Raw genomic sequence first — 16,015 nt, 5'->3', positions numbered from 1 at the left:
ATGAGTATTCTCTCGATTAACCAGATGAATGTGCGCTTCCAAACCCCTGATGGCTTAGTGCAAGCGGTCAGTGATTTGTCCTATAGCATAAACAAGGGCGAAACCTTGGGCATTGTCGGTGAGTCTGGCTCGGGCAAAAGCCAATCGGTTTTTGCGCTGATGGGCTTAACTGCTGACAACGGTTTGGTCAGCGGTGAAGCCAATTTCCACGGTGAAAACCTACTTTCGATGTCAAAGAGCCAACTCAATCATATTCGTGCAGAAAAGATTGGCATGATCTTCCAAGATCCGATGACCTCACTTAACCCGTTTATGAAAATTGGTAAACAACTTGCCGAAGTTTTGATGATTCACAAAGGCATGTCACGCAAAGAAGCCGATAAAGAAGTCATTGCGATGCTTGATGCGGTAAGGATTCCATCAGCTGCCACAAGGATGGCGCAGTATCCGCATGAAATGTCCGGCGGCATGCGCCAGCGAGTAATGATAGCAATGGCACTATTGTGTAAACCTGAGCTACTGATCGCGGATGAACCGACCACCGCATTGGATGTAACGGTACAAGCGCAAATTTTGACTCTATTACGCGAGCTGCAAACAGAGTTCAACACCGCCATTCTGCTAATTACGCACGACATGGGCGTGGTCGCAGAAATGTGTGATCGAGTCTTGGTCATGTATGGCGGTCGTAAAATGGAAGAGGCGGATACTGAGTCAATATTCGCGACTCCTTCTCACCCGTACACACGAGGTCTTCTCAAAGCGATACCTTCAATCAGTGAAGATATGGATCGCCTACCTACCATACTCGGCAATCCCCCTAGCGCACTGATTCACAACAAAGGCTGCCCTTTTAAAGAACGTTGCAACGAGTATCGGGCGGAGTGCAGTGCGCAAATGCCGCCATTTAGAGCGCTCTCTACGAGCCAAGGGTTAGCTTGCCATGTCAATGCCCCCGCTTCCATCACATCCATTGCGCGTTCAGCTTAGGAGGTAACATGAACCAACCAGAAGTTTTACTTTCAGCGCGTGATCTAAAAGTTCACTTCGCAATCAATAAACACATATTGCCAAGTAAGCGCAAAGTGGTGAAAGCCGTCGATGGTATCGACTTAGAAGTGTTCCGCGGAGAAACTTTAGGCATTGTCGGTGAGTCTGGGTGCGGAAAATCAACCCTAGCACGAGCACTGCTTCGCCTGATAGAACCGACAGGTGGCGAGCTCTCATGGAAGGGGCAAGATATGCGTGGGTTTGGTAAACAAGAGCTAGCGAAAAAACGTCGTGAGTTTCAAATGGTGTTTCAAGATCCTTCTGCCTGTTTGAATCCTCGCCTGACGATCTCCGAATGTATCGCTGAACCCTTACTGACTCATGAACCCCATTTAAGCCGCCAAGAGGTAGAAAGTCGCGTTATCGCGATGATGGACAAAGTGGGCTTACTTGCAAGCCAGCGAAATCGCTATCCGCACGAGTTCTCGGGCGGTCAATGTCAACGCGTGGGCATCGCACGTGCTCTGATCCTCAAACCCGACTTAGTGGTGTGCGATGAACCTGTCAGCGCCCTTGATGTATCGATACAAGCGCAGGTGATTAATCTTCTTGATGATTTAAAACAAGAGATGGGTTTAACACTGGTCATGATCGCCCACGACCTAAGTGTAGTAAGACACATAAGCGATCGTGTCATGGTGATGTATTTAGGTAAACCGATGGAAGTTGGGCGCTACGATAAGGTTTTCGATGACGCCCAGCACCCATACACGAAAGCCTTATTATCTGCAGTTCCTATCGCTCATCCAACACTCGCTCGCAATCGTGATATTCAACTACTGCCTGGCGATCTTCCATCACCGCTCAACCCACCAAGTGGATGCGTATTTCGTACCCGATGCCCAAGTGCCACTGATTTGTGTGGTCAACAAAAACCGACTCGAAGTGGTCTGCCAGACCACCACATTTTCTGTACTCATACTTTGTTAGGAAGCCAACCACTATGACTCTAACCACTGTTCCACAACGACTTAACGCTTTACGTAACGGCATGCAAAAACATAATTTTGATGCTTATATCGTCACCAATAATGACCCGCATGCTAGTGAATACTCTGCCGATTATTGGCTGGCAAGGCAGTGGATATCGGGCTTTACTGGCTCTGCTGGCGACGTGGTGGTGACTAAAGATGGCGGCGGGCTTTGGACAGATGGACGCTACTACATTCAAGGAGCTGAGCAAATCGAAGGCTCTGGTTTATCGCTGTTTAAAGCGCGCCTAGCCGAGACGCCAACAATTGCGCAATGGTTAGCTCAATCCTTGCCACAAAACGCGAGGGTAGGTGTCGATGGTCGCAGTATCAGCAAGCAGTTTTTCGATGAGCTTACTAGCGCATTCGCAGACAAATCGATTCGAGTGGTACTAGAGCACGACCTTATTTCCCCCATTTGGCATGATCGACCGTCGCGACCGACTGCACCTGTTTTTAACCATCCAATAGAGGTTGCAGGGCTAACATGTGGCGAAAAAGTCGCTCAGATTCGTCAATACCTCGATGCTGAGAAGGCCGATGCATTATTGATTTCAACGCTAGACGACGTGATGTGGACGCTCAACATTCGCGGAGGCGATACCGCCTATTGCCCAATCTCTGAGGGCTACCTGCTTGTCGATAAGCAAAGTTGTCGTTTGTTTATTGATAATCGAAAGCTCACTCAGCAAGTTGTCGCCGCACTTGAAGAGTCTCTGGTTCATATCCATGATTACGAACACCTTAGCACAGCGTTAAACCTTATCGAAAGAGGCGCTAGGGTCATTTATACCGCTAAAAACTGTGACAGCCTGTTAGCAAGCCAGATTAAATCTGAGTTCAGTCTGCTTGACCGCCCATGCCCTGTCACACTGATGAAAGCCCAAAAGAATTCAACCGAACTTGCAAGTATGGAAGAGACCTTGCGCCAAGATGGCGTAGCAGTCGTAAAATTCATGCAATGGCTAGATGAACAAGTACCCAGTGGCAAAGTCACCGAGTTAAATGCCGAACAACAATTAATGGGCTACCGCAAGCAGATTGACGGCTATTTAGGCGAAAGCTTTAGAACCATCGCGGGTTTTGCTGAACATGGCGCTAAGATGCACTACGCAGCAGACGAATCGAGCTGCTACCAAGTCGATGAGAGCCGTTTCTTCCTTGTCGATTCGGGTGGGCAATATCCAGGTGGTACAACAGACATCACTCGCACCTTCCACTTTGGTAGCCCTACAGCACAAGAAAGAAAAGATTACACCTTAGTGCTAAAGGCCGTCATACGCCTAACACAAACTCGCTTTATGAAAGGCTCGACTGGAGCCAATCTCGATATCATGGCGCGCGGCGTGTTGTGGCAACATGGCATCGACTATAAATGTGGTACGGGTCATGGTGTCGGCGTATGTTTGAATGTTCATGAAGGGCCGCAAAACTTTTCTCAAAATCCTGCCGAAGTCACCCTTAGACCAGGTATGGTGATTACTAATGAGCCCGGTGTTTACCGCGAAGGTGTGCATGGGGTGCGGATTGAAAACATCATGAAAGTGATCGAGTTAGAAGAGAACGAATTTGGCACTTTTTATGGCTTTGAGACCATAACCCTAGCGCCAATCGCGACCAAGATGATTGATAAATCGATGCTTGATAGCGGTGAGATTCAATGGCTCAACGACTACCATCAGCAGTGTTGGATCAAGCTATCACCAGACCTTGATGAGCAAGAAAAAGTTTGGTTAGAGAAAGCCACGCAGGCGATCTAACTTCATGCAGTCACTCTGCCAGATACGCCATGATGTATCTGGCAGAATCAATAGGTTTTGTTGAACCGTTATTTTCGTGAACGACCGCCACGCGAAGAACGCTCTTTATGCGCCGAGGCCGCCTTTGCTTGTGAATTCAATATTGATTCAACGGTCAGTTTCATCGGCTCTTTAGGTTTAAGGCCGTGTGGGAAAGTACGAGCGCGTGGAGGTAAATCATACTCTTCACTAGATGCTCTAGGCATACGCTTAAAACGGTACAGATAAAAGTTTTCTACTTTCTCTCTCGCCCAGTCGGTTTTCTTTAAGTATTTGACACTACTAGCAATCGAAGGGTTGGTATGGAAACAATTGAAACGCATTGCTGTATCTAGAATATCCCAACCATAAAAGTCTACTAGCTCTTGTAGCAAAGTCTCTAGTTTCAGGCCGTGTAGAGGGTTATTTTGTTGTAGTTCAATTCTTTCTTCATCGGTCATCATATTGAGATCCTAGGTGTCTTACTAATTGCAGCGGGTTAAATAGCCAGTGTTGCCGATACCCTGCTGAGTAGATGTCAAAATAACAGAACAAAGACAGCAACACTTGGTGGCGCGGATTCTAACAGAGTTAATCTTGCTTCCCTATTCTTATTATTAACTAGGCAAGCTTTCTTCTTCTCTTAACGTCAGCACCTCATAGCCACTACTAGTGACTAACACAGTGTGCTCTGATTGAGCAGACAGCTTTTTATCTCGGGTTATCACCGTCCAGCCATCTTTCTTAGTCTTGGTTTTCTCGGTCCCTTGGTTAACCATAGGCTCAATGGTAAACACCATGCCTTCTTTTAGCAGCAAACCGGTATCGCGAATACCATAATGAAGCACTTGCGGCTCTTCATGCATTTCTCGACCAATGCCGTGACCACAATACTCTCTTACTATGCTGTAGCCGTAAGTCTCTGCATAGCTCTGAATGGCATGCCCAATATCACCAAGACGCGCTCTTGGTTTGACTTGCTTGATTCCCTGCCACATCGCTTCATAAGTGACTTTCACTAACTTTCGCGCCAGTGGGTTTGCATCGGGCATCACATACATTTTGCTTGAGTCAGTGATAAAGCCACCTTTCTCTAGCGTAATATCAAGATTGATAATGTCGGTACTCTTTAAGATTTGGCTAGCTTTAGGCACACCATGACAAACCACTTCATTCAACGAAGTATTGAGTACGTACTGGTAATCATACTGCCCTTTGCTGGCTGGTCTCGCCTGTAGATCATTGACAATAAAATCTTCAACTCGGTTATTAATGTCCATGGTTGAAATACCCGGCTTCACGTAGTGATCCAGCATATGAAACACCTTAGCCAACAACTTGCCGGAGGTGCGCATCAATTCAATCTCGCTTTCTGACTTGATCGCTACATTACTGTTCATTAGCAACGCCTTCTGTCGCAGAAACATTGCTCACTGACACTTCTGCCGATTTCATTAAATCTGCCACCAAGTCATTGAAAGAGAGCTGAGGATGCAGCTCAGCAAGCATACCAATCTTGATCCAGAATTCTGCCTGCGAGTTAATCGAACGCGCCATCACAGAGCTCGCTTTTCTGAGCTCTTCGTGCAACTCGTCTGAAATCTTAACAATACCCATCAAATACACTCTATATATATAACGTATATAAAGTGTATCCATAATGCATAATCCGTCAAGCTGAAAATGATGTGGCTAAAAAGAGCACACCAGTAGCTATGCTCTTTGGTTATTCAAAACTTAGCTTTTGTCTAACCAGCGTAGTTGCCGCTACGACTCATAAACCTTTCTAGAGCCTCAAGAAACTGTTCGGGCTGCTCTAGCATTGGTGTATGTGCCGCGTGGTTGATCATTGCAAACTCTGCCTTAGCGGGTCCAAAATCAACGGATTGCCAGCACTCCAATGGCGCAATACTAAAATCATGATCGGATCCTATGATCAATAGTGGTATCGCAGGTAGTGCTTGATAGAAATCTCCACTTATCTCAGTGAAAACTTGACCCCATAACTTATCTAAAAGAACCGTATGTGCCGGGAAACCTTCCCACAACGGCAATTCGTTAAAGCCGAAATCGAACCAGCGCATAGCTCCCAAACGATGACACATATGAACAAATTTACGTTCTGGTTGCGCTTGAATATCATCATGTAGCTTTGCGATGTTTTCAGAAAAATAAGCCTTTCGGGTCTCATCGGCTTCAGATTCCCAACGTTCGAATTGCTTCGACTGCATCTCGGGCGACAGACTGGGAGAAATGTTGCTTAACACTAGGCTACTTATACGTGCTGGATATCGAATAGCAAAGTATGCTGCCATATATCCATGGCCAGAGTGGCCAAGTATAGCAACTGTATCTAATTCTAGAGATTGGCAAACAAGATCAATATCATCAGCGATGATATCAAGAGAAGCATCTCTAATATCTGGCTCCCTACTGCAAGAAGCAAAGCCTCGATGATCGATGTAGATGCATTGAAAGTTGGAGTAAATGGACTCTGGCATAACGCGGTAATAATAATCAGCGCTTCCAATAATCAGCAGGGGTTTACCAGCACCTTTAATAATAACCTTAAGGCTATAATCTCCAGATTCAATAATATGGGTATTCATTGAGAATTACCTTTTTCAATTCAAGTTTATTCCCTCTCCGCTAAGAAAGAGTGAGTGTCTATGTGTTTGAAGTTAGGTAAAGATAGTCAACGAATAAGTGTCATGGTCGTCTTTAAGTCTCTAGATAAGTTGGTCGGAGGTTATTAAACATACGCTTTGAAATCAATACCGTATTATAGAGCACCATTGCTGGCATAGTATATTAATGGCATATTAGATGGCTAGTATTCGCCATCAAACTAGGGAGAGTTGGGTGTACAAGGTATTTGTTTTTGGAACGCTAAAGGAAGGTTTTCCTAATTTTAAAACTAATAAAGGGATTCGCTATGGCAATACGTTCCAAACCAAACAGCGATTCCCTCTTTACCTGATTGGTGAACGCCATTCCCCTTGGCTAGTCTTACAACACGGAGAAGGCTACCCAGTCAAAGGCCAAATTTTTAACGTTACTGACCAAGCTTTGTCGGCGATGGACAAGCTCGAACGTATTGATGCGAAGGACGGTTATCGGAGAATCTCACTTGAAGTGGAGTGCGTGGAAACCGGGGAATCACTGACCGTGTATGCTTATGGTAAACCGCCAGAAATGCTGGTAGACGCTGATATTCGAGCTGAGTTAACTGATGAATATTGTTTGTCACATGCGAAACTTTATCGTAGCCGGTATGCCACTTCCTAAAGGATTGAAATGGATATCTTAAAATTCGCTGAAAAAGCCATGTCGATGGATGACAGTGCTTGGGCAAAACACTCTAGCCCTTGGAGTGTCTATTCTCGGTTTACAATTTTGCCATTGCTCACACTAGCGCTGGCCTCGCGCGACTGGCTAGGGTGGTACTCACTGATCCCAACGTTATTGGTGTTAACTTGGGTATGGCTGAATCCACGCCTATTCCCTGCTCCTGAATCAACCAACAACTGGGCTTCAATGGGCACATTTGGTGAGCGTATCTATCTAAACCGCAGTAAAGAAGCTATCATCCCTCAGCATCATCTATCTATGTGTAATCTATTGATGATATTACAAATATTAGGGTTGCCCGTTTGGATTTATGGTGTCTACTCGCTCCACATTGAGTCCATGCTTTTTGGCATGCTTTGGCTTATGGCGACCAAGGCTTGGTTTGTCGATCGCATGGTATGGATTTATCAAGATACTAAGGATTTAAACCCTGTTTATCAGTCTTGGTTTAAAGATTAACAAGTCGGTTATCTAGGAGAAAACAATGAAATGCTCACTACAAAAAATAGATAAGAGTAACTATATGCAAGTCTGCCACTTGCAAGTGTCACAAGAGCAAGAACACTTCCTTGCACCAAATACGTTGTCGTTGGTAGAGGCGGCATTCAATGAAGGCTATATCACTCGGGCGATTTACGCAGGCGATACATTGGTTGGGTTCTTGATGTGGGTGCACGAAACAGAAACCAAATCATCAATATGGCGCTTTATGATTGCAGCAGAATATCAGGCTCAAGGCTTCGGTAGAGCGGCGTTAAATCTTGCACTCGATGAAATGAAACTAAGACAAGGCGTTCGCGAGATTGAAATCCGTTACAACCCTTCCAACCCTGTCGCCAAAGATTTTTATAATACATTTGGTTTCGTAGAAACTGGCATCGATATAGAGCACGACGATATGCTGGCTGTAATTGAACTAGACAGCAGACAAGTGGCGTAACTCACCCAATAAGCTGAATAAAGCAGAGGAGAACAGTTGTTCTCCTTTTTTATCCCTGTAGCTCGACAAAAATCTCAAAAACAGTACGAAACCAAAATGATAATCTAGGACACATTACCTATAGTTAGAAGAGTTAAATGATCGATTTCATATTAATTTGGAGGAAGGTATATGACATTCACTCAACTTTTGGTACCGATTGCTCCTGGTCAAGAGATTGATGATTCCCACCATCAAGCATTTCAGTTCGCCAATAAGTGCTCAGCAAAGGTGACCTTGCTACTTGTTATTAAAGAACTGGCCGAGTTCAAGGAAATATATCACCTATCAGGATCATCATTAAACGTTCTTGACAAAGCGACCCATCACTTAAAAAACGATTTAGAAAAACAAGCCCGTACCCTATCAGACCAATATTCCAATATACGTTTTAGTACCAAGGTACGTGTTGGCACTCCATTCATTGAAATCATAAAAGAGGCTGATGAATCAGATGCCTCCATGATCATCATTAACTCCTATCGACAATCTAAAAAAGACGCCTGCGAAAGAGGCAGCAATACTTTAAATCTAATGCGTAAGTCAGAAGCCCCCATCTGGTCTCTAAGCAGAGTCCCTAGTTCCATTCGCAATGTTGTTGTCGCCGTCGACCTAACTAACGATGAATATCAAGATTTCAATGCCCAGCTTCTGTCTATGGCAATAGATTTTTGTTCAAGCGTTGGCGCTTCGCTCACTCTTTGCCATGTGTGGAAATTTGAGTCAGAAGGTTTCTTACGTGATTGGAGTGGCTATAGTGACATTGAGATTGCCTTAATAGCCAAAGAAATGCGCAAAGAACGGCTATCCCGTTTAAATGCACTATTAGAGGTGCATAAAGATAGCCCAATAAAAATAGAGCCTAAAGTGCTAGAAGGGGAGACTCGTGAAGTATTCCCAAAATACGTTGCCGACTACAAGATGGATCTCGTTATCTTGGGTTCTATGTCTCGTTCTGGAATATCTGGTTTTGTATTGGGTAATACTGCGGAAGCAATGATCAATCAACTAGATTGCTCGGTGATCACGCTCAAACCCGATACGTTTAGTTCACCTGTTTTAACCAAGCCATAATCGGAATAAATTTAAAAGCTACAAGTTCGACTAAACTGGTAGTGATAACAATAATCATAACTTAATTGACGTCAATGGCTGCAAACACCATAAACGCATTTATGAGGAGAACTCATGGTGTCAGAAGCCATTGCTTTTGCATTTGAAGTTTTTATTTCTGCTTGTTGCCTGTATGTCGCGGCTCAAATTGCGCTTGAAAACGTTCATTTAGCCTCGTTAGCTGGGATTGTCGTCGCCGTTGCGCTCGTTTCCTTAGTCCCTGTTGTTGGGTGGATTGCAAGTCTTGTGCTGTTTGTGAGCCTCCTCTACTACGTGACTGAAACACCTTTGGAAGGGTGCATCTGGATCGTTTTAATCTCTAAGCTGATTAGTTTCGTTTCAGTGCAAGTTTTGCAAACTTTGTTAGCTTAGGAATATACTGTAACGCAAAAATGGGACTAATCAGTCCCATTTTGCGTTTAAGGTTTACTCGGTAGGGTTTATGGTTACTGGCGTAAAGGTTGCCGTCGCATTGCCCCCCGCCCCTGGTCGATCAACGTACGGTGTGTTTTGCATTAAGGTGTAGTAAACATCAACGTAGTCATCATCGTTTGTCAGCAATCCATCGGGGATGACATCGATAATTTTACCTGTGATTTGAGCAATAATGGCATAGCCTTGTACTTCTGGATCTGGAATCATTTTCAAGATTTCTTCTGCGGCTTTCACCAGTAGTTTTGCCAGTTCCTTGTAATCCGTACCGTCATCTTGCTCCATCAGAACCATATCAACGGCTCCCCAACGGTAACGAGGCCAGATGATCATTGTTTGACCAGGGTAATAATCTTGACCGTCGTAATCTAGATACGGCATTTCAACCAAATCGATCTGCGGCGCATCGCGGCTTGGATCGACCCCAGTAATGATGGCGTAAATCTCTGCTTTACCAGAAATCCAAGGTTCTTGGTCATCGTTTAGGCGAATCTTAGTTAGTTGGGTTGTGCTAAGAGGCTGAACATCCGCTGTCATGACAGAGCGTCTAACCCGTTGAGCTTTTGGTTTAGCCACTGGTTCGTCTGTGGTTAACTTAGTTGGCTGCCCTAGACGCTGCATCTCTGCTTGCATCGCCTCAAGACCCGCTCGTAACTCTTCAGCACCGTTACTGTCGACGACGAATACAGGCACGTCCGGCATTTCATACACATCTAACTGGTGAAGCTGACCATAAACATCATAAGCCTCAACGTATTGCCAGTTTGAGTCATCACCCGATGGTTCAAATGCAAAGAGCGGACTTTCACCCTGCTTCCACTGCTCTACCATCGAGGCATCCGCAATGCGAAGCTCAATCAAAGAATCCGTAAAGTCTTCGACCCCTTTCATGGTGCGATAGTTTTGGTCAGCTTGTTGTAACTGACGACTAAACGCAGAATAAGGTTGTGCTGACTGAATCTGACTGACCGAAGCAGATAGATTCTTCTCAGTGATTTGCGCTTTCAGGTTAGTTTCCAGCGATTGATACCTTTCACTGAACTGAAGTGCGAGCTCTTGTTTCTGTTTGGAAATTTCTTCTGCTTTAGACAAGGAAGTCATGTCTTGTGCAATTAGAGGTTTTGCGTTGGTTTGGAATCCAACCACTGCCGTTGCAAGCATTAAGCTGATAGAAATATTCGGTCTCATAAATGATCCTCATTGTAATAATTATCAGTAGTAGAGTAATTAATCTACAACTACAACCTATCAGCTTGATGGATAAGAGGAAGTAAAATGATTAGATTTTGGTCAATTTTTCTGCTCAAGATCACTCTATTACATAAAATATCAATATTTAATTTTGTCTAATTTAGCAACAGCGAATTTAACATCCACCTATTGACACATTTGTAAAATCATTAACTAAAAAGAGCGCATAAGCACTCTTTTATGTTTAGTTTTAGTAGCTTGCAAATAGTTCTATTTCACTGTCTGCATGAGAAGTAGCGAGCGTGAAGTGAATATAGCCCGTTTTATCGACATTGAACTCTAGATACTGGTATTTACCTTGCGAAGTTGTGGACAAATCATATTGACTTTCAGATGCCCAAGCCTCAAGCCCAACGTACATATCCACTTTTCCTTGATCTTGCTGTTTAGGTGTCAACCAAACACGAACAGTACCTGGCTGTTCAACGTATAAGCCAATATAACGGCGCTCATTAACCGTTAGTGATTTCGCCTTGTTGTTTTCAATCAATAGTGGCGACAGATCATCTTTAGGTTTGTGAGTTTGAATTTGCTTTTTGGCAAACGTAACGACTTCAACATTTTGAAATGCTTCGCGCGCCGCCAAACTAAAGTAGTAACGCCCAGGGGCAATCAATCCATTTGATTGGGCTTCAAATTCAATCGTTTCTTCACTTCCACGCTGAAACTCTGACATTTGGTAGTCATAATAGTGAGCAACTTTTTCGTAGCTAGCATAAAGATCGGCATCTCCATCACCTGTGATCGACACGCTAAACTCAGACACACCATTGGGAACATCGACATAGAATAAGCGCTCTTGGTAATCCTCTGCACTAAAACTATGCAATCGGTTTAAGCCAATGCTTTCAAACGTTTGAGACTGAGGTGTTTCGATTGAGCCTGAGTCTCCTTCACTGCCGTCTCCGGTGTGAGATTCCACCGACACACTGTCCAACCAAGTCGCAAACTCAGTGTTTAATTCTGATCCCAACAACTTTACTTCTCGACTCCAAGCCGAGTAATCGCCAGATCGAGCGTACTGAAGAATACGATCAACCTCACTTGGGTGTTGCTCTAACAAAAATCGAACGGCTAGATAACCCCAGCGGTAGACTCGGTTTAGATCGTGATCGTACGTGGTGGCGAATATTTCGGCTAAGGAGTAGTGTTTATCACCAGTAAGATCCACCGCAGCCTGATAGCCATTTTTGTAATGCATGTACTCAGCAAAACCTTCTAGCCACCAAACGATGTTTCCTTCACTTAATGTCTTACTAAATCCACCATATAAGTTGAATCGACCGTCAAGATAGTGAATGTATTCATGCTCTAAGTTCAGGATTGAGAGTTCTTCTGATGCGTATCGATAAGCTAAAAATCGCGCTACGTTGTTCTCATCCGATGGATTGCCTTCTAAATACTGACCGCCATTGTCGGTACTGTTGCCAAATAGGAAGTTCGAGTAAGTGGTATACGAATCATTGTCTTGCCAAACAACAACCTCCACGTTGTTGTTAAGATCGTCTTTAACGGGAGCTTGCCCTGTATTGGCAACTCGATGAAAATCAGCCTCAGTCGAACTCAATATTTCACATGCTTGCTGCGATTGCTGCTGAGTAAGATTCTGAGAGCGAATGATGGCCGGACCACTACACTCATAGCGATTCACTAGCAAGCGTCGCTCTAATTGCTGCTTTTTCCCCTCAATATTGAGCTCTTTCGCCTTTTCAGGTGCGTAGAACAGCAGCATTTCAGCGGATGCCAGCCAAAGTTTTTCACCTTCAGTCCCTACTTTATGCTGAGCCATAATACTTTCTAAAAACGGCATAACTTGCTGGTTAAGTGAATCGTTTCTGCCAGCCAGCAGGCGACCTGTTTCACGAACCGCGTTATAAACCAAAAATTCAGAATCTGTACCTAACGTCCACAAGTTACTATCGACAAATTGTTTTAACCTATACAAGTACTGAGGATGTTGTACCAACTCATTATAGAAGGCATCTCGAACAATATGACCATTCATGGCTCGGAAGAGATTGTTTAAACCATCAACATACTGAAGATTCTTGCTGTTTTCACGGTCAAACGACTCAAGTAAAATCAGCATGGAATCCATCGTCAATTGAAGTTGCTTGACGCTATCAACCAATAGAGTCATAGAGGACATAGCCCGAACTTGCTCGCGTCCTAAATCTATCGCGTACTTTGAACGAATAAAACGATCTGAGATTTGTGCAATCGTACGGCTAAATTCATCAGAAAAGTAACCATATTGCTCCTGTGTACCATAGCGAGCGAAATACGCGGCTTTGATAAACTCACTTAAATTGGCGATACGAATAGCCTGAGCATCTTCGCCTCTATACTGATTCACTTCAGCACTTAACGTACCAACAACTTGGTTTAATGAAGCTTCACTATAAAGTGAAACAGCGGCTTCAGCCGGCGCATTAAACCAGGACTGATAACAAGACGATTGTGCAGAAGCGATACTCTCAACCAATAAGTTACCTTGAGAGAGGTCGTTAAATTCGCATTGTGGAGAGGCTTGAGCATAACCACTCAAACCCGTTAGTAAACATGCTCCCGCTAACTTGCCGAGAGCCCATTGACGTTGTTTCATTGCAACACCCTGTTTTTATTAATAGTTGGCCTGCGCGTTATAACAAACATCAATATAATGACTAAAAACATAACAGGAGCCTTTTAGACTCCCATTCAAAAATTTCACTCTCCAGACAAATAGCAAACGTTTTTATTAAACACTTATTTAACAATCATTTAGACTTAAAAAACTCAATACGAAACTGACGTATTTGCTCATCATAATAACTGAGCCATTCTGAGTCACTCAAAGCCGCATAAGTAGATGCTCGCAATTGGCTGAGGGAAGTTTCCAGCGCAGATAACTGGCTTTGGTAGTCTTGCACTTCTTGCAGTTGAACCCGCACCTGCTGCTGGCGAGCCAAGATATCTCTGGCCTGCTCCTGAGTAAGATAAGTGACAGAAAGCTGACTAATGACCAACTCTCTTTGCTGCTGGCTGTAGCTAGCCGGAATTAGAGATACCGCCGTTTCAAATGTTTCAACACCACCGTCTAACCCCACCGAAGAAGCATCTTTTTGCCAACGCTGCGCTAGCGATTGAAACTCAGCTAGGTAATCATTTGGTGAGCTATCAGCGAGTGATTGGGACTCTAGAACAAAATCATAAGCAGCAAATTGGTCAGCGAGTAGCGTTTCAGCTTTCTGACCCCAGACAGCTTTAGCTTGACGTTGAAACTCAGCCACCTTTTCTGCCAATGTAGCCAATTGGTTTAACTCCAGAGAACCCAAGTTATCCTGCCACTGCTGCTTTAATTGTAGGTAGTTTGCCAATAAGAAATAGCCAGAGTCTGCCATCAACGGCTTCAGCTCTGCCAACTGTTCTTCACAATTTCTTACCAATTGGCAATTGAGCCAGAATGCTTCGAGTTCTTGGTTTAGCGCCATTCCTTCAAGAGTAGAAAAACGTTCTAGCCACTCATTAGCATTGGGCTTACTTGGTTGAATCGGTGACGCCTCAGCTTCTGCTGTGTCTGCAGGAGCCTGATAATCACCGTCAATAGACGTTACGGTCGCCTCAACTGCTGAATTAATGGGGTTACCACTATGGCTCATCAATATCGGCGACTGGTCCTCAATGACGAACCAACCAATAATGCTCGCCGAAGCGACGAGCATTATAAGTGACAACAAACGCAGCATTATTTAACGACCGCAGTAACAGGGAAGTGATCCGACAGATTATAGTGTTTCCATAATCGCTCGCCAGTGGAGCGAGGAACATCCACACGGTTATCGTTATGTGATTTCACCTGATACTCGTTACTCACCATAACGTAATCTAGATACTCAACATTTTCTCCACCTGACATGGCTTCTCCAGCAAAATCGTTGATACGAGGATCAAAAGTTGATGCCGTGTAACCTGAGTAAGTTGGCTCAATAGCGCTCAAGTTTGCAATCATCTGTTGGTAATCACCCGGGAACTTCAGCTTGTTTACGTTGAAGTCACCGCTATACACGACAGTCTCTGTGTTTGGGATGTTAAGTGAAGTCGCTAGCTGGCGAATCTGCTTAAACTGACGCTGACGGTAGTCCCTAGCAGTATCGGTATCAAAGGAAGCGGTATGCGTGGCAAACACATGGTAAGCCTTACCACCTTTGATCACTTCTGCGTAGTTTACGCCTTTATCCGCAAAGCAATCCGTACCGGTACAATCAGGGAAAACATATTGCGCCTGATTAACAATAGGATAGCGACTCACAATCATCACGCCACCATCGTAAATATTGACACCTTCTTTGTCGAGCATCTTGGTCTGGTACGGGTATTCTTTAGCAAGCTCTCTTAAAAAAGCTTCGCGCCCACTGGCAAACACTTCTTGTAAAGCCAACACGTCATATCCTTTCACATGGTCAGGAATAAGGTCATAGCGATCACTGATGTGAGAGGCGATAACTGGCAGGGCCCAGATGTTGTAGGTCATTATTTTAAGCGTGTTTTCATCGTTCTCTACTTGCTCTTCCACCTTTTGCGGGGTGATGGTGTAGTAAAGATCATCATAACGAGCTGTTTTGGCTGATTTAAAAGCAAGCTCTGCGCTTCGCTGACCAAATGACAGACTATTGTAGCGGTGAATATTGCGATCATCTTTCAAGCTCAGTGCAACGTCAGACGCAGAGACACCATACTCAATCGTTGAGTTGTACCAATGCCCTTTCATCACTTGGTTTAGCGTCACGCTTTCACCCACTGGGTTAGAAACGACCGTATTAAATCGGTAGGTTTTACCTGATTTGACGCCTTCCCAACGGTTAAAGCTCATCACCTGCTTGGTCTCCCAAGGGCCTAAAGTCTCAACATGCTGTTGCCACTCTTCACCATATTTGAGTTGGTCAGTTCCATCATGGCTAACCTGAATAGTCAAAGATTGAGGAGAATTGTTGGTTAGGTAAACATCTGTGTCAGCGAAAGCCGAGCTTGCCATCATTGCGACTAAGGCGACGGAACACTGCTTTAAATTCATTACGTTATCCTTGTTTTGTTTTGAAGGCTTGAATCTA

General features: G+C 44.3%; 16 protein-coding genes. 8 read left to right on the top strand and 8 right to left on the bottom strand.

Annotation, left to right across the window (positions count from 1 at the left end):
* From APB76_RS06540 to APB76_RS06530, 3 genes are read left to right on the top strand one after another with little or no spacing between them, the layout of a single operon-like run.
* Positions 1-990, top strand: a complete 990-nt coding sequence (locus tag APB76_RS06540) for an ABC transporter ATP-binding protein (RefSeq protein WP_054961050.1) — start codon at positions 1-3, stop codon at positions 988-990.
* Between the two features lie 8 nt (positions 991-998).
* Entirely contained in the window at positions 999-1,997 is a 999-nt protein-coding gene (locus APB76_RS06535; RefSeq protein ID WP_054961051.1) for an ABC transporter ATP-binding protein, read from the top strand.
* Entirely contained in the window at positions 1,994-3,781 is a 1,788-nt protein-coding gene (locus APB76_RS06530) for an aminopeptidase P family protein (RefSeq protein WP_054961052.1), read from the top strand. The genes APB76_RS06535 and APB76_RS06530 overlap by 4 nt, the downstream gene beginning before the upstream one ends.
* A 68-nt stretch (positions 3,782-3,849) precedes the next feature.
* Here the strand turns inward: APB76_RS06530 and APB76_RS06525 are convergent, their stop codons facing one another.
* The 4 genes from APB76_RS06525 to APB76_RS06510 all read right to left on the bottom strand — a co-directional run bounded on the left by APB76_RS06525 (position 3,850) and on the right by APB76_RS06510 (position 6,408).
* Positions 3,850-4,263 carry a VF530 family protein gene (locus APB76_RS06525; RefSeq protein ID WP_054961053.1) on the bottom strand — a complete coding sequence of 138 codons (414 nt, stop codon included), beginning with the start codon at positions 4,261-4,263 and terminating at the stop codon, positions 3,850-3,852.
* Positions 4,264-4,416: 153 nt separating this feature from the next.
* Positions 4,417-5,199, bottom strand: coding sequence for a type I methionyl aminopeptidase (map, locus tag APB76_RS06520; RefSeq protein ID WP_054961054.1), 783 nt, complete (start codon positions 5,197-5,199; stop codon positions 4,417-4,419).
* On the bottom strand, positions 5,189-5,416 hold the full coding sequence (locus APB76_RS06515; protein WP_049844920.1) for a ParD-like family protein: 228 nt from the start codon (positions 5,414-5,416) through the stop codon (positions 5,189-5,191). The genes map and APB76_RS06515 overlap by 11 nt, the downstream gene beginning before the upstream one ends.
* Positions 5,417-5,547: 131 nt before the next feature.
* Entirely contained in the window at positions 5,548-6,408 is an 861-nt protein-coding gene (locus APB76_RS06510) for an alpha/beta fold hydrolase (protein WP_054961055.1), read from the bottom strand.
* Between the two features lie 253 nt (positions 6,409-6,661).
* Here APB76_RS06510 and APB76_RS06505 point away from each other — a divergent pair, with 253 nt between their 5' ends.
* The 5 genes from APB76_RS06505 (at position 6,662) to APB76_RS06485 (ending at position 9,614) form a co-directional block, all read left to right on the top strand.
* A complete protein-coding gene (locus APB76_RS06505; RefSeq protein WP_054961056.1) occupies positions 6,662-7,087 on the top strand; it encodes a gamma-glutamylcyclotransferase family protein in 426 nt (141 codons plus the stop codon).
* A 9-nt stretch (positions 7,088-7,096) separates the two neighbouring features.
* Positions 7,097-7,609 (top strand): DUF6653 family protein, encoded by a 513-nt coding sequence (locus APB76_RS06500; RefSeq protein ID WP_049844715.1) that lies wholly within the window; start codon positions 7,097-7,099, stop codon positions 7,607-7,609.
* Between the two features lie 25 nt (positions 7,610-7,634).
* Complete coding sequence (locus APB76_RS06495; protein WP_049844714.1) at positions 7,635-8,090, top strand: GNAT family N-acetyltransferase; 456 nt, start codon at positions 7,635-7,637, stop codon at positions 8,088-8,090.
* A gap of 171 nt (positions 8,091-8,261) precedes the next feature.
* On the top strand, positions 8,262-9,203 hold the full coding sequence (locus APB76_RS06490) for a universal stress protein (protein WP_054961057.1): 942 nt from the start codon (positions 8,262-8,264) through the stop codon (positions 9,201-9,203).
* 114 nt (positions 9,204-9,317) lie between these two features.
* Positions 9,318-9,614 carry a hypothetical protein gene (locus APB76_RS06485; protein WP_049844712.1) on the top strand — a complete coding sequence of 99 codons (297 nt, stop codon included), beginning with the start codon at positions 9,318-9,320 and terminating at the stop codon, positions 9,612-9,614.
* Between the two features lie 54 nt (positions 9,615-9,668).
* On the opposite strand, the gene APB76_RS06480 is transcribed toward APB76_RS06485, so the two are convergent.
* The 4 genes from APB76_RS06480 to APB76_RS06465 all read right to left on the bottom strand — a co-directional run bounded on the left by APB76_RS06480 (position 9,669) and on the right by APB76_RS06465 (position 15,978).
* Complete coding sequence (locus tag APB76_RS06480) at positions 9,669-10,862, bottom strand: DUF3103 domain-containing protein (RefSeq protein WP_049844711.1); 1,194 nt, start codon at positions 10,860-10,862, stop codon at positions 9,669-9,671.
* A gap of 253 nt (positions 10,863-11,115) precedes the next feature.
* Entirely contained in the window at positions 11,116-13,530 is a 2,415-nt protein-coding gene (locus APB76_RS06475) for a M9 family metallopeptidase (RefSeq protein ID WP_054961058.1), read from the bottom strand.
* Positions 13,531-13,684: 154 nt separating this feature from the next.
* A complete protein-coding gene (locus tag APB76_RS06470; RefSeq protein WP_054961059.1) occupies positions 13,685-14,653 on the bottom strand; it encodes a hypothetical protein in 969 nt (322 codons plus the stop codon).
* Entirely contained in the window at positions 14,653-15,978 is a 1,326-nt protein-coding gene (locus tag APB76_RS06465; protein WP_054961060.1) for a sphingomyelin phosphodiesterase, read from the bottom strand. The genes APB76_RS06470 and APB76_RS06465 overlap by 1 nt, the downstream gene beginning before the upstream one ends.
* Between the last annotated feature and the right edge of the window lie 37 nt (positions 15,979-16,015).

Source organism: Vibrio bivalvicida (genome assembly GCF_001399455.2).
Lineage (GTDB): Bacteria > Pseudomonadota > Gammaproteobacteria > Enterobacterales > Vibrionaceae > Vibrio > Vibrio bivalvicida.
This window is presented reverse-complemented; position numbering and strand designations above follow the sequence as displayed.